Below are 18,783 nucleotides of genomic sequence, written 5' to 3'. Positions count from 1 at the left end.
CGCGAAGGCCCGTCGGGGCCTGGTCGCGCAGTGCTTGATCCGGTACCGACGGGGAACGACTCCTCGCGGTACGTGACCGATGTGCTCCCGCCAGTGCCCGAGAGGCCGTCGGGGCGGGTGAGAGGAAGGCGACGTACGATGGCCGGCTCGACAACTCCTCGGAGTGGCAACGGCATCGGCTTGGCGGCCGTCGAGGCCGACGGAGAGCCGGAGCTGAGGCGGCTGCTGGCCGGCCTGACGGCGGTGCGGGACGGCGACTTCGGCACCCGGCTGCCCAGCGAGGCGGGCGGGCTGCTGGGCGAGATCGCCACCGTCTTCAACGGGATGGTCGACCAGCTCGGCTCCTTCACCTCCGAAGTGACCCGGGTGGCGCGGGAGGTGGGCACCGAGGGCAGGCTCGGCGGGCAGGCGAAGGTGCCGGGGGTCTCCGGCACCTGGGCCGATCTGACCGACTCGGTCAACGCGATGGCCGGCAACCTCACCACCCAGGTGCGTGACATCGCCCAGGTGGCCACCGCCGTGGCCAAGGGCGACCTGTCGCAGAAGATCACCGTCGACGCCCGGGGCGAGATCCTGGAGCTGAAGAACACCGTCAACACGATGGTCGACCAGCTCTCCTCCTTCGCCGGTGAAGTGACCCGGGTGGCGCGGGAGGTGGGCACCGAGGGCATCCTCGGCGGCCAGGCCGACGTCAAGGGCGTCTCGGGCACCTGGCGTGACCTCACCGACTCGGTCAACTTCATGGCCGGCAACCTCACCGGCCAGGTCCGCGCGATCGCGCAGGTCGCGACGGCGGTGGCCGAGGGCGACCTGTCGCAGAAGATCAACGTCACGGCCCGGGGCGAGATCCTGGAGCTGAAGGACACCATCAACACGATGGTCGACCAACTGGGCTCCTTCGCCGGCGAGGTGACCCGGGTGGCCCGCGAGGTGGGCACCGAGGGGCGGCTCGGCGGCCAGGCCGACGTGCGGGACGTCTCCGGCACCTGGCGCGACCTCACCGACTCGGTCAACGTGATGGCCGACAACCTCACCACCCAGGTCCGGGCCATCGCCTCGGTCACCACCGCCGTCGCCGAGGGCGACCTGACCCGGAAGATCCGGGTGGACGCCCGGGGCGAGATCCTGGAGCTGAAGGAGACCATCAACACGATGGTCGACCAGCTCTCCGCGTTCGCCGACGAGGTCACCCGGGTGGCGCGCGAGGTCGGCACCGAGGGCAACCTCGGTGGGCAGGCCACCGTGCGCGGTGTCTCCGGCACCTGGAAGGACCTCACCGACAACGTCAACGTGATGGCCTCCAACCTCACCGGCCAGGTCCGCTCGATCGCCCAGGTGGCCACCGCCGTGGCCAAGGGCGACCTGTCGCAGAAGATCACCGTGGAGGCCAAGGGCGAGGTCGCGGCCCTGGCCGGGGTGATCAACACCATGGTGGACACGCTGTCGGCCTTCGCCGACGAGGTCACCCGGGTGGCCCGGGAGGTGGGCACCGAGGGCCAGTTGGGCGGCCAGGCCCGGGTGCCCAACGTGGCCGGCACCTGGAAGGACCTCACCGACAGCGTCAACTTCATGGCGCACAACCTGACCAGCCAGGTCCGCAACATCGCCCAGGTCACCACCGCCGTGGCCCGCGGCGACCTGACCCGCAAGATCGACGTGGACGCGCGCGGCGAGATCCTTGAGCTCAAGACCACCATCAACACCATGGTCGACCAGCTCGGCTCCTTCGCCGCCGAGGTCACCCGGGTCGCGCGCGAGGTCGGCAGCGAGGGGCGGCTCGGCGGCCAGGCCGAGGTGGAGGGCGTCTCCGGCACCTGGAAGCGGCTCACCGAGAACGTCAACGAGCTGGCCGGCAACCTGACCCGCCAGGTCCGCGCGATCGCCGAGGTGACCAATGCCGTCACGGCCGGCGACCTCACCCGGTCGATCACCGTGGACGCCTCCGGCGAGGTGGCCGACCTCAAGGACAACATCAACTTCATGGTGGAGTCGCTGCGCGAGACCACCCGGGCCAACGAGGACCAGGACTGGCTCAAGACCAACCTGGCGCGGATCGCCGCGCTGCTCCAGAACCGCCGGGACCTGAGCCTGGTCGCCGAGTCGGTGATGGACGAGCTCACCCCGCTGGTCGGCGCCCAGTGCGGCGCGTTCTACCTGGCGGAGGAGACCGAGGACGGCACCGCCCTGCAGCTCGTCGGCTCCTACGCCTACCCGGACGGCGCCCGGCCCACCCGGTTCCGGCTCGGCGAGTCGCTGGTCGGCCAGGCCGCCCGGAGCCGGCGCACCATCACCGCCGACCAGCTGCCCGCGGGCTACCTCTCCGCGGCCTCGGGCCTCGGCCGTACCGAGCAGCTCGCCCTGGTCGTGCTGCCGATCACGGTGGAGGAGCAGGTGCTCGGCGTGATCGAGTTGGCCTCCGTCCGGCCCTTCACCCAGGTGCACCGCGACTTCCTGGAGCAGCTGCGGGAGGCGATCGGCGTCAATCTCAACACCATCATCGCCAACGCCCGCACCGACGAGCTGCTCGGCGAATCCCAGCGCCTGACCGCCGAACTCCAGACCCGCTCGCAGGAGTTGCAGGCCCGACAGGAGGAACTCCAGGCATCCAACGCCGAGTTGGAGGAGAAGGCCGAGCTGCTGGCCGCCCAGAAGGGCGACATCGAGACCAAGAACCGGGAGATCGAGCAGGCCCGCCAGGAGTTGGAGGACCGCGCCCACCAGCTCTCGCTGGCCTCCAAGTACAAGTCGGAGTTCCTGGCCAACATGAGCCACGAGCTGCGCACCCCGCTCAACAGCCTGCTCATCCTCGCCCAGCTGCTCGCCCAGAACCCGAACCGGAACCTGACGGCCAAGCAGGTCGAGTACGCCGGGATCATCCACTCGGCCGGCTCCGACCTGCTCCAGCTGATCAACGACATCCTCGACCTCTCCAAGGTCGAGGCCGGCAAGATGGACCTCGACATCGAGGCCATCCCGCTGCGCGCGCTGCTCGACTACGTCGAGGCCACCTTCCGTCCGATGACGGGTCAGAAGAACCTCACCTTCACCGTCCGCACCGACCCCGACGTGCCCGAGGAACTGGTCACCGACGACTACCGGCTGCGCCAGGTGCTGCGCAACCTGCTCTCCAACGCCGTCAAGTTCACCGAGACCGGCAGCATCGAGCTGCACATCGAGCTCGCCGCCGAGGAGCAGCTGCCGGCGGTGGTGCGCCGGGGCGGCCCGGTGCTCGCCTTCCGGGTCGTCGACACCGGGATCGGCATCGCCGCCCAGCACCTGGAGACCGTGTTCGGGGCCTTCCAGCAGGCCGACGGCACCACCAGCCGCAAGTACGGCGGGACGGGTCTGGGCCTGTCGATCAGCCGGGAGATCACCTACCTGCTGGGCGGCGCGCTCACCGTGGCGAGCGAGGTGGGGGCCGGGAGCACCTTCACGCTCTACCTGCCCGTGACCCGGACGGCCGTCCCGGACGGCCCCGCGCAGCCCGCGCTGCCCGGCGAGGCCGGTGCCGAGGTCGGTGCCGAGGACGGCACCGAGCGGGCGCGGCGGCCCGAGCCCCGTCCCGAGCCGGCCGCGCCGCGCCGGCTGCTCGTGGTGGAATCCCGCCCGCACGGGCTGCTGAGCCTGGTGGCGGAGAACGCCCTGGCCGGGCTCACCGGCCCGCAGGAGCAGCGGCGGGAGATCGTCACCACCGTCGGTGCCGAGGAGGCGGCGGCCAGCCTGGCCGAGACCCCCTGCCACTGCGTGGTGCTGGAGCTCGACCTGCCCGACGGCACGGCCGTGCAGCTGCTGGAGGCGATGGAGCGTGACCCCGCCCTGCAGCAGGTGCCGGTGCTCGTCCACCGCGCCCGCCAGGTCGCCGGGGAGGACGACCCGCTCGCCCTGGCCGGCCTGGAGCGGCCAGTGGAGGTGCTGGCCAGCCTGGACGAGCTGCGCGAGCGGATCGCCCTGCACATGAGCGCGGAGCAGCCCGGCTCGATCCTGTCCCGGGCGCGGCGCGTGGAGGCCGCCTGGGATTCGGGGCAGGCCAGCGGACTGTCCGGGCGCACGGCCCTGGTGGTGGACGACGACGACCGGAACCTCTTCGCGCTCACCGGCATCCTCGAACTGCACGGGATGCGGGTGATCCAGGCGGAGAACGGGCGGGCCGCCCTCGACGCGCTGGCCGCCAACCGAGGCGTGGACGTGATCCTGATGGACGTCATGATGCCCGAGATGGACGGCTACGCCGCCACGGCCGCGATCCGGGCGATGCCCGAGCACGCCCGACTGCCGATCATCGCCGTCACGGCCAAGGCCATGCTCGGTGACCGGGAGAAGAGTCTCGCGGCCGGGGCCAGCGACTACGTGACCAAGCCGGTGGACGCGCGGGAGCTGATCAGCCGGATCACCGGGCACCTCGCGCCGGAGGCCGCGGCCCCCGCCGACCGGTGAGCGCCGGCCGCTGCGCGTGCACCGCTGACCACCGCGCCTTGACCACCGAGCCACCACTGTTCGGCTTCGACTGCTGAGCACCGACCGCGGACCGCTGACCGAGCCACAGGAGGCCCACTCGTGCGACACCCCCTCGACCCGGCGGCCGACGGCGCCGCCCCGGCGGTGGCCGGGGAGCGGGTCGGGCCGCAGCGCGCTCCGGACGGCGGCGGTGAGCCGGCCGGGCCGGAGGCGCTGGCCCGACTGGCCGCCACCGTCCGCAGGCTGCGGGCGGAGCTGGACAAGGCGCACGCCGACGCCGCGGGCCGCTCGCTGGTCGAGATGGCGGCCGGCATCCTGGTCGAGCGGCTGCACTGCAGCCCGACCGACGCCGCCGCGCAGCTGGTCCGCCTCGCCGAGCAGGCCGATCTGCCGGTGCTCGAACTCGCCGCCGACCTGGTCAACCAGGCGGCGGCCGACCGGATCTCGGCCCTGGCCCGCGCCTTCGTCAGCTCCCCGGGCGAGGCCGGGCAGATGCCCGCCGTGGTGCGGCTGCGCAGCACCGAGGCCCGCACCCTGGTGGCCGCCGACAGCCAGGCGGCGGCCCAGGCCATGCTCGACCACGCGCTGCGGCCGCTCGGGGCCGCCGCCGTGGCCATCTGGGCGGCCCACCCCGACCAGTCGATGGTGCTGGCCGGCAGCGCCGGGCTCGCCCCGACCGAGTCCCAGCGCTGGCGGCACGTGCCGCCGGGCGTGCCGACGCCCGCGCGCAGGGCGCTGGACGCCCGGGCGCTGGTCTCCTACCCGAGCCTGGCCGACGCCTCGGTGCCCTCGATCGGCCGGGATCAGCTCCCCGGCGGCCGGGTGGCCGTCCCGGCCGGGAGCGGCGGGCGCCTCATCGGCGTACTGGAGATCTGCTGGGCCGGGCCGCTGCCGGAGCTCACCCCGGCGCTGCACCGGCAGTTCGAGGCGCTGGCCGAGCTCTGCGCCGCGACCCTGGAGACCTGGTCGCGGGACGGCGGCGCCGGCCACGGCGAGGACACCGCGCTGGACGAGCTGGGGCGGCTGACGGACGGGATCCTCGACCCCTGCCTGATCCTCGCCCTGGCACCCGGCAGCGGGGAGGCGCCGCTGGAGTTCGTGATCCGCAGCGTCAACCCCGCCTTCGTCGACTTCGCCGGCCGGCCCGCCGTCGCGGTGGCCGGCTCCCGCCTGCTGGAGGCGTACCCGCTGGCCGCGGAGAACGGCGGGCTGGCGGAGAAGGTCGAGCACGTCTTCGCCACCGGCGAGCCCTACCGCGCCAAGGACGTCACCCTCACCGCCACCGTCGACAGCGTCCTGCTGCAGGCCAGGGCCCGGATCAGCATCAGCCGGCACGGGCGGCTCGTGCTGGTGATCTGGCGGCTGGACGACGGCACCCCGCAGGTGGCCCGGCTGCTCCAGCACGCGCAGCGGCTGGGCCGGATCGGGGGCTTCGAGGAGAACCTGCAGTCCGGTCAGATCGCCTGGAACGAGGCGCTCTTCGACCTGCACGGCCTGCCCGTCACCGCCCAGCCCACCGCCCTGGAGCAGCTCGGCGAGCACGCGCACCCCGACGACCGGCCCGCCGTCGGCCGCTTCCTGCGCACCGTCCTGCACCACCGCCGGGCGGCCTCCACCGCCTTCCGCCTGCAGCGCCCCGACGGGGTCGCCCGCCACCTGCGGGTGGTGGCCGAGCCGGTGCACGACCAGCAGAGCGGGGTCACCCTGGTGCGCGGCGCCTACCAGGACGTCTCCGCCCAGCACTGGACGGAGGTGGCGCTCGCGGCGACCCGGGACCAGCTCGCCCAGTCCGAGGAGCAGGCCGCCGAGCGCAGCCGGCTGGCCCGCCAGCTCCAGCACGCCATCATGCCGCCCGCCCGCGGGCCGCTGCTGCTGCACGACCTGAGCGTGGCGGTGCGCTACCGACCGGCCGAGAAGGATCACCTGGTCGGCGGCGACTGGTACGACGCGCTGCCGCTGCCCAGCGGTCAGGTGTTGCTCTGCGTCGGCGACGTGGCCGGCCACGGCATCGAGGCCGCGACCGGGATGGTGGCGCTGCGCAACGCACTGCGTGGGCTGGCCGCCACCGGCGCCGGGCCCGCGCAGCTGCTGACCTGGCTCAACAGCGTCACCCACCACCTGACCGAGAACGTCACGGCCACCGCCGTCTGCGCGCTCTACGACCCGGCCACCCGCGGCCTGCGCTGGGCCCGGGCCGGGCACCTGCCGCCGGTGCTGCTGCGGGCCGGGACGGCCCGGGCCCTGCCGCAGCCCGACGGGATCCTGCTGGGCGCCCTCGACCACGCCGACTATGAGGAGGACCAGCTCGAACTCGCCCCCGGGGACACCCTGGTGCTGTACACCGACGGCCTGATCGAGCGCCGGGACGAATCCGTCCAGTCCTCGCTGGCCGACCTGGTGGCCCTGAGCGAGCAGGCCCACGCCCGCAACCAGGGCGGCCCGCGCGCCCTGGAGGCGCACCTGGACCACCTGCTGCGCTACAGCGGCGCCGACACCGACGACGACACCTGCCTGGTCGGCGTGGCGGTCCGCGAGCCCTGAGGCCCCGGAGCGGCCCGGGGCGCCCATCCGTGGCCGGCGGTGCTCCGGGGGCCCTCGGTCACTCGGCCGAGCGGCACCGTTCGCGCAGGACGGGTTCACAGCTGACGCGGTACGCCTGGGCCAGGGACGCGGCCATGGTGTCGATGCCGAACCGTTCGCGTACCGTCACCGCTCCGGCCCGCGCCATCGTCACCAGGTCAGGAACGGGCGTGTCGAGCAGGGAGCGCAGGCCGTCGGCGAGCCGGTCGACCGATTCGGTGGCCAGCAGCCGTCCGTTGACGCCGTCGCGCAGGTAGTGGGAGGCGCCGCCGCGCTGCGGGGCGGCCACCGCGAGGCCGGCTTCCATGGCCTCCAGCACGGCCAGGCCGAACTCCTCCTTGGCGCTGGGGCACACGTAGAGCGCGGCCCCCGGCCGGCCCTGTGCCAGCGCCCGCTCCAGCAGCCGGACTTGGCGGTTGGGCAGCGCGGGCCACAGGGCGGTGCGGCGCCTCGCGACCGGGTCGGTCGCGAGGAGGGCACCGATCCGGTCGAGGACGTCCGCTTCGACGGCGGTCGGCTGGTCGGGCGACCCGCCGATCAGCAGCAGGGTCGTGCGGTGGTGCAGGCCCGCGAGCATCCAGGCGCGGACGAGCTGCTCCTGCTGCTTGACGGGGTGCAGCCGTCCCACGCACAGCAGCAGCGGCAGCCCGCGGTCACCGGCGTCCAGACCGCCCGCGACCACGCCGCCGTCGCCGTCGCCGCCGTAGAGACGGGCGAGCAGGCCGCGGGTGGTCGCGCCGTCGCCCGCAGCGGGCCGGAAGGGGGCGATGCCCTCGGGCTGGACATGGACCGGTCGGTCCGCCAACTGGGGGAAGTACGACGAGAGTTCCTGCGTGCCCGACTGCGCCGGCATGGCCACCAGCAGATCGGCGCGGGCCACCAGGCGGTCGGCGACGAAGACCCGGTGCAGGTCCAGCCGCAGTGCTTGCGCCGCCTCGCCGGTGTGGTCCGCCGGCAGGCCGGCGTGCCGCTCCTCGATCGTGCGGTGAGGGTCGGGGGTGACGGTGAACGCGAGTGCGGAGCCGTGGCGGCCCGCGGCGCGTGCGACGGCGAGTGAGGCGTCGTCGGCGAACCGGACGTGGGCGAGGTCGGGGCGGGCGCCCGGGAGTTCGAAGACCCGTGCCGTCCACCAGGCCAGCGCGGCCTGGTGGACGGTCGCGGTGTGCGGGTCGAGCGGGGCCGGCGTGTCCACGGGCAGCCTGACCAGGAGGTGGGACCTACCGGACGCCTGGGTCAGGTCGGCGCGGTCCACTTCCCCGGGCCGCGCCGTGGTCAGCGTCAGGACCCGCGTGATCCGCTCGTCGGCGGTCAGGGCCTCCCCCAGCCCGGTCAGGAGCACGCTCATACCGCCGCTGAGGCCGGCGCCGGGCTCTTCGAGGCGGCCCAGCAGCATCGACTGTGCGACGACCATGGGCCGCGGCCGGGGCTCGGCCAAGGCGGCGAACGCTGCCCTGAACCGCCGGCCGGAGGGCGCGCCCGGGTCGGCCCGATGGGCGCAGGCGGCGAGCAGCAGCCGCTCGTAGGCGTCGCCGCACCGATCGGGCTCGGGCAGCAGGAGGTGTCCCCCGGGTAGGCCCGACAGGTAGCGCCACAGCGCGTGGACGGCCGGACGGCTGGCCGCCGGCCGTCCGACCGCCTCCGCCGGCGAGAGCGGCCGCAGACCGTTCGCGTCCGCCACGTCCAGCAGGAACTCGGTCTGCGCGGGGCCGGGGTCCGCGAGCAGCCGCCGGCGGATCTCGGCGGTGGCGCTCGCCCCCGCATCCAGGCGTGCGCTGTGCTCCCAGGACTCAGCGAGAGCGGTCCGCTCCCACGGCTGCAGGTCGGGGGCCGCGCCTGCGGCCGCCAGGACCCAGGCCGGCACGGCGCGTTCGCGTCGGGCGAGTTGGCGAAGCCGCGCGGTGCGCCGGTCGGTGACGGACAGCACCGCGTCCAGCCGGCCCCACGACCCGCCGTACTCCGCCCGCGCCAGTCGACCGAGCAGATCGCCGCCCGGCACCGCACTGAGGTCCTGGGCCCAGTGGAACCTGCGCCACGCCGCGAAAGCGACGGTGTCCGCGCGGTCGCGTCGCGGCCCTGCCGCGGCCGCAGCCGGTGTCAGGTGCTGGATCATCGCGTGTCCTCCCGTGCAGCCGTTCGGTCGCCGGCATCTTCGGAGGGGAGGTGCGGAACGGATTGGAGCGGCCGGCGGCCGGCGGCCGTGCCGCGGTGTCCGTCCGGCCCGGCGTCGCCGCGCATCGCAAGGCCGTCCGCAAGGCCGCCTGCAAGGGCGTGGATCCGCCCCGGCGCCGGTCGGGGCGCCTGGCATGATCGAAGGCCCCAGGCACAGCCTCGCCCCCGACGGAGGTCAGCATGGCCCGTGTGGTCGTGATCAGCCCGCCCTTCCACTCCCACGCCCGACCGCTGGCCACCCTCGGCTCCGCGCTGAGCCGCCACGGCGCCCGCGTCGACTTCGCCTGCACCGCCGCCTTCGCCGATCTCGCGGCCCACCACGGTCTCGGCTTCACCGAACTGGCCGTCACGCGCAACGCCAACCACGGCACGGCCGAGGCGACCCGGCAGGACCGGGCCGGCACCGAGCGGCTGCGCGAGTTTCTCGACGCCACGCGCCACGGCCCGACCGAGACCCTCCTCACCCAGGCCCGCCACCGCGCCGACGACATGCTGGCCGATCCCGAGCGCGTCCTGCACGACCTCGCCGACCTCGACCGGCGGCTGCGCCCCGACTGGTACCTCGTCGACCAGCTCTCCTACTCCGCGACCCTCGCCCTGCACGGCCTCGCCCTGCCCTACGCCACCTTCTGCCCCGGCCATCCCAGCTACCTCCCGGCCTCGGCAGACGCCTACTTCGGCTTCCCCTACGCCTGGCCGGACGCCCTGCGCCCCTCGGCGGAGGACCTGGAGCGGCTGCGCGGCGCGGCGGCGGCCAACGACGCGGCGTTCACCGCCGAGTTCCGGGCGTTCACCCGGCGCCACGCCCCCGGCCGGCCGCTGCCCGAGCGGGCCTTCGCCCTGTGCTCCCCGCACACCGTCGTCTTCAACTACCCCCGCCTGCCCTGGCTGCCGCCCGCTCCGGCCGGCCCACGGGCCGTCCACGCCGGGCACCTGCTGCCCGACACCGGCCCCGCACCGCTGGACGGGCACTGGCAGGCCGTCCTCGACCGCCTGACGAGCGGCAACCGCCCGCTGGTGCCGGTCGCCCTGGGCACGTTCCTCTCCGCCCGCGACGACGTGCTGGCCACCGCCGCAGCCGGGATCCTCCGGCACACCCCGGCCTCGGTGGTGGTGGCCGCCGGCGAGCGCGTCGCCGCCGTCACGGCGAACCCCCTGCTGCGTGACGCCGACCCGGCGCGGCTGCACGTGGCCCCGGTGATCCCGCAGCAGGAGCTCCTGCGGCACGCCGGGGCGATGGTCCACCACGGCGGCAACAACTCCTTCACCGAATGCCTGCACGCCGGTGTGCCCGCGCTGGTCCTGCCGTTCTCCAGCGACCAGTTCGCCATCGCTCACGACGCCGAACGCGCCGGGGCCGGCCGCTGCCTGGACCCCAACACCCTCACCCCCGACGCCGCCGGGCGCGCCGTCGCCGCCCTCCTGGCCGGGGCGGCCCACGGCCTCCCGGCCCTCAGCGCCCGGGAGCGCCCGCACGGCCCGGCCTGGGCCGCCGCCGCGCTCCTGCAGTCGATGCCGGCGCGCTCCTGACAGCCCTCGCCCGGCGGGGCGGGCGAGTGGGTGCGCAAACGATGCGACTGGCCTCGCGCCGCGGCGGGAGGAGGCTGTGGAGCATCCGGCGAGCGAGAGGCGGCAGCACCGTGACGACATCCCTGACCGCCCGCGAACAGCGGGCCCTCGACGCCATCGAAGCCCAGCTGAGGCAGGACGACGCGGGACTGGAGCGCCTCCTCGCAGCACGCCCGTCGCCGTGGACGCGGCTGTGGCACCGGCCCCGGGTCCTCGCGGCCCTGGTCGCCGCCCTGGCCACCCTGACCGCGGCCGGAGCCCTGTGCGCGGGCGCGTACCCCGCCGCCGCGCCCCTCGCGGCCGCCGGCGCGGGCGCTTCGGCGCTGCTGTGCGGGCTCGTCTTCCGGCACCTGGCCCGGATGCGGATGACCTGAGGCCGCACTGACGGGCCGGATGATGCACCAACGCTGCGACTGCCGCAGCCCCGGCGAGGGCCCGAAGGTGGAAGGCCACGAGGCAGAAGGAAGACCGATGATCATCGAACCGGTGACAGCGGACCCGGCTCGACCGGTCGGCAAGCCGCTGCTGTCACAGTACTGGCGGGACGTGCTCTTCCTGCACTGGCCCGTCAGCCCCGGCGCCGTCACGCCGCTGATGCCGCCCGGAGTCGTACCGGACGTCTGGAACGCGACCAGCTGGGTCGGACTCGTGGCCTTCAGCATGGAAGGCCTCGGCCCCGGCAGCTGCGCCGGCATCCCCTACCTGGGCAGCTTCCCCGAGGTCAACGTGCGGCTGTACTCGGTCGACGGACAGGGGCGTCGCGGTGTCGTCTTCCGGTCCCTCGACTGCCCCCGGCTGGCCGCCGTCCTCACCGCCCGGGCCGTGTTCGCCTTGCCCTACCGCTGGTCCGAGACCCGCCTCACGGCCGGCCAGGGGTCCTACTGCCTGGCCACCCGAGCCCGCCGTCCCGGCCCGGCCGATGCGACCTGTGTGCTCACCGCGCACACCGGCCCGCCGCTGGAACGCCCCGGACCGCTCGCGCACTTCCTGACCGCCCGCTGGGGTCTGCACACCCGGATCCGGGGACACACCGTTTTCCTGCCGGCCTACCATCCCCGATGGCCGCTGCACGAGGCCCAGGTCACCGACCTCTCGCAGAACCTGACCGCCGCGGCCGGAGTGGACATCGAGGGCCCTCCGGTGAGCGTGCTCTACTCACCCGGCGTACCCGTGCGGTTCGGCGCCTGGGCACCCGCCACCGGCCCCCGGCCCCGACCGCCCGGTCTGCCATCCATGGACGCGTGCGCTCCGAACAAGACGTGACGGCCCGCGCCGCGGGCCACGACGGAAAGGGGGCTCCGATGGTCAGTGTGGAACGAAGCATGGTGCTCCGGCGCTCCGCCGACGAGGTGCTGAGGTACCTGGCGGACTTCGGGAACACGGTGGAATGGGATCCGGGCACCGAGTCCTGTGTACGGCTGGACCACGGTCCGGTGCTGGCGGGAGCGCGATGGCGCAACACCTCGCGGTTCCGGGGGCGGCTGACCGATCTGGACTACCGGCTGGAGGAGTACCGGCCCGACGGGCTGGTGTTCGTCGGACAGAACCGCACCGTCACGGCCACCGACGACATCGGGGTCCGTGCCTTCGAGGGCGGCACAAGGGTGGTCTACCGCGCCTCCTTGCGGTTCCACGGCTTGGCGCGCCTTGCCGCGCCGTTCCTGCGGGCCGAGTTCGAGCGTCTCGCGGACGCGGTCGCCGAGCGGCTGCCCCGGGTGCTGGCACAAGGGTGAACCGCCCTGGCGATGCCCGCGGCTCGGCGGTGCGTCCGCTTCTTCATACGGGAGGTGCTGTGGAGTACGACGGCTGGCGACTTATGGTGGCGGGGGCCACCGGCGTGATCGGCGGCGCGGTGGCGGCCGCCGCAGCCGAGCGCGGGGCCGCGGTGGTGGTGGCGGGGCGCGACCCCGTCCGCCTGGACGCGGTGGCACGCCGGGTGGGCGCTGCGGGCCAGGAGGCGTTCGACGCCTACGACCTGGAGCGGTGCGGTGAGCTCGCCGCCGGCGCCGCTCGGGCGATGGGTGGCCTCGACGCGGTCCTGGTGGCCTTCGGGGTGGCCGCTTTCGGCCGTGCCGGGCAGGTGCCCCTGCCGGTCCAGGAGCATCTGATGGCGGTGAACGCGTCGGCTCCGATGGCCGTCCTCGAAGGGGCGTTGGGCGTCGTCGCGGCGCCCGGCGCGATCGGGGCACTGACGGGTGTCGTCGTGGAGCGGCCGGTGGCCGGCACCACGGCCTACCGGGCGGCCAAGGCCGCCCTGGCCGCCTGGCTCGAATCGGTACGCGCCGAGCACCGCCGAACCGGTCTCACCGTGCTGGACGCGCGGCTGCCGCACCTGGAGACCGGCTTCTCCCGACGTGCCCTCGTCGGGGAGCCACCACCCCTGCCGCCCGGCGCGGACCTGGAGACCTGGGTCCTGGCCGTCCTCGACGGCCTGCGCCAGGGCGCCGCCGTCATCCGCCCCGGCGGCGTCCACGGCGCTCCGGTGAGCGAGCGTGCCACCCGCGGGGGAGCGGACCGATGAGCGCCGTCCGTTCCGGCCCGCGGGGCTCACCGGATCTGGTGGATCTGATCTGCCGGGCCGTGGCGGCAGGCGACGGGCCTGTGCTCGAGGTGCTGCTGACGATCCTGGAGAGCGTCGCCGACGACGACATGCTCGACCGGCTCACCGCCGCGATGGCTCCGGGAACGCCTGCGGCGGGCGCGGCGGCGGCTCGGCCGTCCTGTCAGTAGAGGCCGGCGATCCGGGCGGTGTGCTCGACGTGCTGCATGTGGGTCCTGGCCTGGTCGCCCAGGGTGCGCAGGATCGCGGCGATGAGGGTCTCGGTGACGGCGAGGGTGGGGACGAGGCTGTCGTAGGCGGAGGGAGTGGCGACCTGGCTGGGGAGGACGACTTCGGCGTGGGGGGCGGCGGGGCTGAGCCACACGTCGGTGAAGAGGATGACGCGGCCGCCTCGCTCGCGCACGTGCTGGGCGATGACGGGTTTGTCGGGCTCGTAGCGGCGGTAGTCGAAGATGACGTAGACGTCGCGGGCCGTCGTGTCCGCCAGGGCGGCGGAGCGTTCGACGGGGTGGTCGGGCAGGACGGAGACCTTGGCGCGCATCTGGGAGAGGTGCAGGGCCAGGTAGCGGGCCAGGAGCTGGGTGAACCGGCCGCCGGTGAGGACGATGCGGCGTTTGGGATCCGCGAGGAGCTGCACGGCGCGCTGCAGGTCGTGGGGCGGGATCTCCAGGAGGGTCCGGGTGACCGCGGGGGCGAAGATCGCGGCCGCCTGCTGGGCGAGAGCGGGTGCGTCCGCGGGCTCCGAGTCCGCGGTCAGCGGCTCGGAGGCCCGGTAGAGGGTGACGGGTGAGGCGTCGCGCTGCTCGAGTTCGACGCGCAGCGCGGCCTGGAAGTCGGGGAAGCCGCGGAAGTCGAGGCGGTTGACGAAGCGCAGGACGGTGGGGGCGCTGACGCCCGCCCGTTCGGCGAGGACGGCGACCGTCTCGAAACCCGCGGCGGGCCAGCCGGCCAGAAGGACGCGTCCGACCTTGCGCTCGGCTGGGCTGCAGTCGCCGAGCCGTCGGCGGATCTCTTCGGCCAGCGGGCCGCTGGTCATGTGCGGGCTCCTGTCGTGTGGGCGGCGCTCGGGGCAGCTTAGCCCGCTGTCACCGGGTGGTCCGGATCGTGGTCGCGGGCCGGAGGAGGGACTACGGCTCGGGGTGGAGGGCGAGGGTGAGGTGGGTGAAGGACGCCGTGGTGGTGCCGTCGGCGGTGAAGGCGCGCAGGTGCGGTGTCTTGGTGAAGTCGACGGCGTAGGTGGGCGCGCTCTCGTAGGTGGTGGCGGTGGCGCTCGCCCCGGTGGTGGCGGCGAGGGCGCGGGCGGTGCCGGAGAAGGCGTAGGGGTGTCCGGCGGGATCGGCGGCGGAGTAGAAGACGTCCGGCTCGGCCGGGACCGGGGTGGTGCCGACGGGGTGGAGCGGCTGCTTGGCGGCGGCGGGGGTGGTGCGCCAGCTGCGCGGGTCGTAGCGGTCCTGGTCGGTGAGGTAGCTGTAGTCGACGCCGTCGACGGCCCAGCCTGCCGGGGTGGTGCGGGTGCGGGCGTGGCGCAGGTCGAACACGGAGACCCCGTGGGTGCCCAGGACGCGCAGCGTCTCGTGCGGGGTGCCGTTGTCCTCGACCTCGAGGGCGGTGTCCTCGTCGAGGGCGAAGACGCGGGGGTGGCCGGTGTCGGCGGCCAGGCGGATGGCGCGGCCTTCGCGGCCGTAGGTGCCGGTGTGGGTGTCGATGAGACCGGCGTCGAAGAAGCCGAAGCCGCCGGCGGGCAGGTAGCCGAGTCGGGTCGGGTCCTGGAAGTAGCCGGGGGAGCTGCCCTCGCGCAGGGCGGGGTAGCTGTCGCCGCCGGTGACCATGTCGGGGCCCGACGCGATCTCGGCGCCGGCGCTGGAGCCGGAGACCACGGCGCCCGCGGCGAGCTTGGCACGGATGGCGGCCAGGACCTTGGAGTCGGTGTGGGCCTCGCCGTGCAGGAGGGTGGTGATGTAGCGGTACTGGTCGCCGCCGCCGAAGAAGAAGCCGGTCATGGACTCGACCTGGGCGAGGACGGTGTCGTCGTCGGCGGCGGCGATGTGGTCGAGGTCGACGGGGATCCACTGCGCGTCGGCGGCGCCGTAGTGGCGGAACAGGTCCGCGTAGTAGGTGCCGTTGCAGACGGAGTTGCTGCAGGTCGCGGGGTCGGAGGCGTTCGGGTCGTGCTCGGGGGTGACGGAGGCGGCGGTCAGGACGCCGATGCGGGCGTGTCCGGCGCCGCCGGCCTTGGTGATGATCTCGTGGTAGATCTCGGCGTTGGTGTCCTTGAGGCCGCCGCCGACGATGACGAGCGTGCCGGAGTGCCGGTGCCCGGCGGGGGCGGCCGTGGCCTGGGGTGCGGTGAGGGCGGCCAGGGCGAGGGCGGCGGCGGTGGCGGCGGTGCTGAGTGTTCTCGCGCGGTTCACGGGTGCCTCCGTGGCAGAGGGGGAAGGGGGCGGGCCGGGTCGGGGAGCGGCCGGGCAGCGGTTCGCCGGCCGAGGCGGGCGAGGGTGGCGGCCAGGAGCGCGGTGCGGGCGGGGACGGTGGTGGTGTCGAGCCATTCCTCGGGGGAGTGGTCGGCGCCGCCGACCGGGCCGAGGCCGTCCAGGGTGGGAACTCCCTTGCCGCTGAGGTAGTTGGCGTCGCCGACGCCTCCCGTGGCGGCGGCCTCGACGCGGAGGCCGAGGCGGGCGGCGCAGTCCTGGTAGGCGGTGAGGAGGTCGCGGGCGGCCGGGGTGTCCTCCATCGGCGGGCACCAGTCGCGGCGCTCGACGGTGCTGCTGGTGCCGGCGACGGTGGGGTGGCGGGCGAGGTCGTGGACGGCCTGCTCGGCGTGGTTCATGCCGCGCGTGGTGGTGGCGCGGACTTCGACGTGGATGTCGGCTTCGGGGCAGACGATGTTGGTGCGGGTGCCGGCCCGCACCACGCCGACGTTGACGGTGACGCCGTCCCAGCGGTCGTTGAGCTGTTGCAGGGCGACGACCAGGTGGGCTGCGGCGAGGGCCGCGTTGGCACCGCGTTCGGGTTCGATGCCGGCGTGGGCGGCCCGTCCGGTCACCGTGATGCGGAAGTCCGCGACGCCCTTGCGGGCGATGACCAGGTCGCCGTTCTCCCGGGCGCACTCCAGCGCCAGTGCGGCGTCGACTTCCCGGGCGGTCCGTTCGGTGAGGGCGCGGCTGCCGGGCGAGCCGATCTCCTCGTCCGGGGTGGCCAGGAACACCAGCTCCGCGTAGGCGTCCTGACGGAGGGTGTGGAGGAGTTCGAGGGCGGTGAGCCCCGCCAGCAGGCCGCCCTTGTCGTCACTGACGCCGGGTCCGTGGGCCAGCGGCCCGTGCTGGGCGAAGGGACGGCGGGCGGCGGTGCCGTCCTCGAAGACGGTGTCGAGGTGGCCGATCAGCAGGATGCGGCGCCCGCCCTCGGCCGGAGACAGGCTGCCCTTCTTGCGGGCGATCAGGGCGTCGCCCAGCGGGCGCTCGTCGGCGGGCGGCACCGGGACGCGTGCGCAGGTGAAGCCGATCCCGGTGAGGCGGGCGGCGAACCAGTCGGCCACCTGGTTGACGCCGCCGGGGCTGTAGGAGCCGGAGTCGACGGAGACGAGGTGCCGCAGGTCCGCCAGGTAGCCGGGCAGGCGCTGCTCTGCCAGGGCGAGCAGCGCCTCCGCGGTGGCGGGGCCCGTCTCCAGCGTGCCGGGGTCGCCGGCGGTGGCGCTCACAGGACCTTGGACAGGAACGCGCGGGTGCGGTCCTGGGCCGGATCGGTGAGGACCTGGGCCGGGTCGCCCTGCTCGACCACGACGCCGGCGTCCATGAACACCGCGGTGTCGCCGACTTCGCGGGCGAAGCCGATCTCGTGGGTGACGACGACCATGGTCATGCCGTCGGCGGCCAGATCGCGCATGACGTCCAGGACCTCGCCGACGAGTTCCGGGTCGAGGGCCGAGGTCGGCTCGTCGAAGAGCATCAGCTTGGGCCGCATCGCCAGCGCGCGGGCAATGGCGACGCGCTGCTGCTGGCCGCCGGAGAGCTGCGCCGGGTAGTGACCGGCCCGGTCCGCGAGACCGACGCGTTCCAGCAGGGCCGTCGCCTCCTCGCGGGCCTGGCCGCGGGGCACCCCGGCGACCCGGACCGGCGCCTCGGTGACGTTCTCCAGCGCGGTCAGGTGCGGGAAGAGGTTGAAGCGCTGGAAGACCATGCCGATGTCGCGGCGACGGGCGGCGATCTCACGCTCCCTCAGCTCGTGCAGGCGGCCGGAGTGTTCGCGGTAGCCGACCAGTTCACCGTCGACGGCAAGGCGGCCGCCGTCGACCTTCTCCAGGTGGTTGATGCACCGCAGGAACGTGGACTTGCCGGAACCGGAGGGGCCAAGCAGACAGCACACCTGCCCGGTGGCGACGGTCAGGTCGATGCCCTTGAGGACCTCGGTGCGCCCGTAGCGCTTGCGCACCCCTCGGGCGTGGACCATGGGAGTGGTGCTGCTCATGCGCTGTCCTTCGGCCGGTCGGTGACGGGGAGGGTGCGGCGCAGGCCGGCGAGGGAGAGGTCGGCGCCGAGCAGGCGGCGCAGGGCGGAGGGTCGGGCGGAGGTGCCGCGTCCGTAGCGGCGTTCCAGCCAGGCCTGCGGGATGCCCAGGACGGTGGTGAGTGCCAGGTACCAGAAGCTGGCGACGACCAGGAGCGGGATGACCTGGTAGTTCTGGGCGTAGATCTCCTGGACGGCGAAGAGCATCTCGTGGGCGGAGATCACGGAGACCAGCGCGGTGGTCTTGAGCATGTTGATGGTCTCGTTGCCCATCGGCGGGATGATGACCCGCATGGCCTGCGGCAGCACGATGCGGCGCATCGTCAGAGCCGGCGACATGCCCAGCGAGTGGGCGGCCTCGGCCTGGCCCGGGTCGACGGACTGGATTCCGGCGCGGACGATCTCGGAGGCGTAGGCCGCCTCGTTCAGGCCGAGCGCCAGCAGGGCCGCGGTGGTGGCGCCGATCACGCTGTTGGTCGGCCAGGAGGCGAAGGTGACGTGGGTGAAGGGGATGCCGATCATCACGTGCTTGTACAGGGCACCGAAGAAGCCCCAGAAGATGATCTGCACCAGCAGCGGGGTGCCGCGGAACAGCCAGACGAACAGGGAGGACAGGCCGTACAGCACGGGGTTGGGGGAGAGCCGCATGACGGCCAGGACCACGCCGCCGGCGACACCGACGGCCATCGCGGCGGCGGTGAGCCAGGCCGTGGTGAGCAGGCCGTCCAGGACGGTGGTGTCGAACAGGTGACCCGCGACGACGTCCCAGTGCAGGTTGGGGTTCTTGGCCAGCGACCAGACGGTGCCGCCGACCGCGAGCAGGGCCAGGACCGCTGCGGCCAGCCGGCCGAGGTGGCGCACCGGCACCGCCTCGATCCGCTCCTCGGGCAGGTCCTGGGCGGGGGGCGCGGCCGGTGCCTCGGTGGCTCGGGTGGGGGAGCTCATGGG

The 18,783-nt window shown here is 74.2% G+C and carries 14 protein-coding genes; 8 read left to right on the top strand and 6 right to left on the bottom strand.

The genetic code is table 11. The features are described 5' to 3' along the window. The first annotated feature begins 138 nt into the window (after positions 1-138). Together CFP65_RS04925 and CFP65_RS04920 are read left to right on the top strand one after the other, a co-directional pair. Positions 139-4,434, top strand: coding sequence for a HAMP domain-containing protein (locus CFP65_RS04925; RefSeq protein WP_104814923.1), 4,296 nt, complete (start codon positions 139-141; stop codon positions 4,432-4,434). Positions 4,435-4,554: 120 nt separating this feature from the next. Beyond that, positions 4,555-6,996 carry a SpoIIE family protein phosphatase gene (locus CFP65_RS04920; protein WP_104814922.1) on the top strand — a complete coding sequence of 814 codons (2,442 nt, stop codon included), beginning with the start codon at positions 4,555-4,557 and terminating at the stop codon, positions 6,994-6,996. Positions 6,997-7,054: 58 nt separating this feature from the next. Here the strand turns inward: CFP65_RS04920 and CFP65_RS04915 are convergent, their stop codons facing one another. Beyond that, positions 7,055-9,145, bottom strand: coding sequence for a glycosyltransferase family 4 protein (locus tag CFP65_RS04915; protein ID WP_104814921.1), 2,091 nt, complete (start codon positions 9,143-9,145; stop codon positions 7,055-7,057). Positions 9,146-9,384: 239 nt separating this feature from the next. Here CFP65_RS04915 and CFP65_RS04910 point away from each other — a divergent pair, with 239 nt between their 5' ends. From CFP65_RS04910 to CFP65_RS04885, 6 genes are all read left to right on the top strand, one after another. Next, positions 9,385-10,734, top strand: a complete 1,350-nt coding sequence (locus CFP65_RS04910) for a glycosyltransferase (protein ID WP_104814920.1) — start codon at positions 9,385-9,387, stop codon at positions 10,732-10,734. Positions 10,735-10,844: 110 nt separating this feature from the next. Next, positions 10,845-11,147 carry a DUF3040 domain-containing protein gene (locus CFP65_RS04905; RefSeq protein WP_158702041.1) on the top strand — a complete coding sequence of 101 codons (303 nt, stop codon included), beginning with the start codon at positions 10,845-10,847 and terminating at the stop codon, positions 11,145-11,147. Positions 11,148-11,244: 97 nt separating this feature from the next. Continuing rightward, entirely contained in the window at positions 11,245-12,036 is a 792-nt protein-coding gene (locus CFP65_RS04900; protein ID WP_104814918.1) for a YqjF family protein, read from the top strand. Between the two features lie 38 nt (positions 12,037-12,074). After that, positions 12,075-12,506: an SRPBCC family protein gene (locus tag CFP65_RS04895; RefSeq protein ID WP_104814917.1), complete on the top strand. Its 432-nt coding sequence runs from the start codon at positions 12,075-12,077 to the stop codon at positions 12,504-12,506. Between the two features lie 59 nt (positions 12,507-12,565). After that, the gene (locus tag CFP65_RS04890) at positions 12,566-13,294 is read left to right on the top strand and encodes an SDR family NAD(P)-dependent oxidoreductase (RefSeq protein WP_104814916.1); all 729 of its coding nucleotides are present in this window, start codon (positions 12,566-12,568) and stop codon (positions 13,292-13,294) included. Continuing rightward, a complete protein-coding gene (locus tag CFP65_RS04885; protein ID WP_104814915.1) occupies positions 13,291-13,503 on the top strand; it encodes a hypothetical protein in 213 nt (70 codons plus the stop codon). Before CFP65_RS04890 ends, CFP65_RS04885 begins: the two co-directional genes overlap by 4 nt. Here CFP65_RS04885 and CFP65_RS04880 read toward each other — a convergent pair. The 5 genes from CFP65_RS04880 to CFP65_RS04860 form a co-directional block, all read right to left on the bottom strand. Continuing rightward, positions 13,497-14,369, bottom strand: coding sequence for a MurR/RpiR family transcriptional regulator (locus CFP65_RS04880; protein WP_104814914.1), 873 nt, complete (start codon positions 14,367-14,369; stop codon positions 13,497-13,499). The two genes, CFP65_RS04885 and CFP65_RS04880, sit on opposite strands and share 7 nt — an antisense overlap. 91 nt (positions 14,370-14,460) lie before the next feature. Then, positions 14,461-15,744, bottom strand: a complete 1,284-nt coding sequence (locus tag CFP65_RS04875) for a cyanophycinase (RefSeq protein ID WP_168219557.1) — start codon at positions 15,742-15,744, stop codon at positions 14,461-14,463. Continuing rightward, positions 15,741-17,030: a M20 family metallopeptidase gene (locus CFP65_RS04870; RefSeq protein ID WP_254552239.1), complete on the bottom strand. Its 1,290-nt coding sequence runs from the start codon at positions 17,028-17,030 to the stop codon at positions 15,741-15,743. The genes CFP65_RS04875 and CFP65_RS04870 overlap by 4 nt, the downstream gene beginning before the upstream one ends. Then, on the bottom strand, positions 17,027-17,797 hold the full coding sequence (locus CFP65_RS04865; RefSeq protein ID WP_104814912.1) for an amino acid ABC transporter ATP-binding protein: 771 nt from the start codon (positions 17,795-17,797) through the stop codon (positions 17,027-17,029). The genes CFP65_RS04870 and CFP65_RS04865 overlap by 4 nt, the downstream gene beginning before the upstream one ends. Beyond that, positions 17,794-18,780, bottom strand: coding sequence for an amino acid ABC transporter permease (locus CFP65_RS04860; RefSeq protein WP_104814911.1), 987 nt, complete (start codon positions 18,778-18,780; stop codon positions 17,794-17,796). The genes CFP65_RS04865 and CFP65_RS04860 overlap by 4 nt, the downstream gene beginning before the upstream one ends. Between the last annotated feature and the right edge of the window lie 3 nt (positions 18,781-18,783).

It is taken from the genome of Kitasatospora sp. MMS16-BH015 (assembly GCF_002943525.1).
Taxonomy (GTDB): Bacteria; Actinomycetota; Actinomycetes; order Streptomycetales; family Streptomycetaceae; genus Kitasatospora.
Note: the sequence above shows the minus strand (reverse complement) of the source record. Positions and strands in the feature narration are given on the sequence as shown.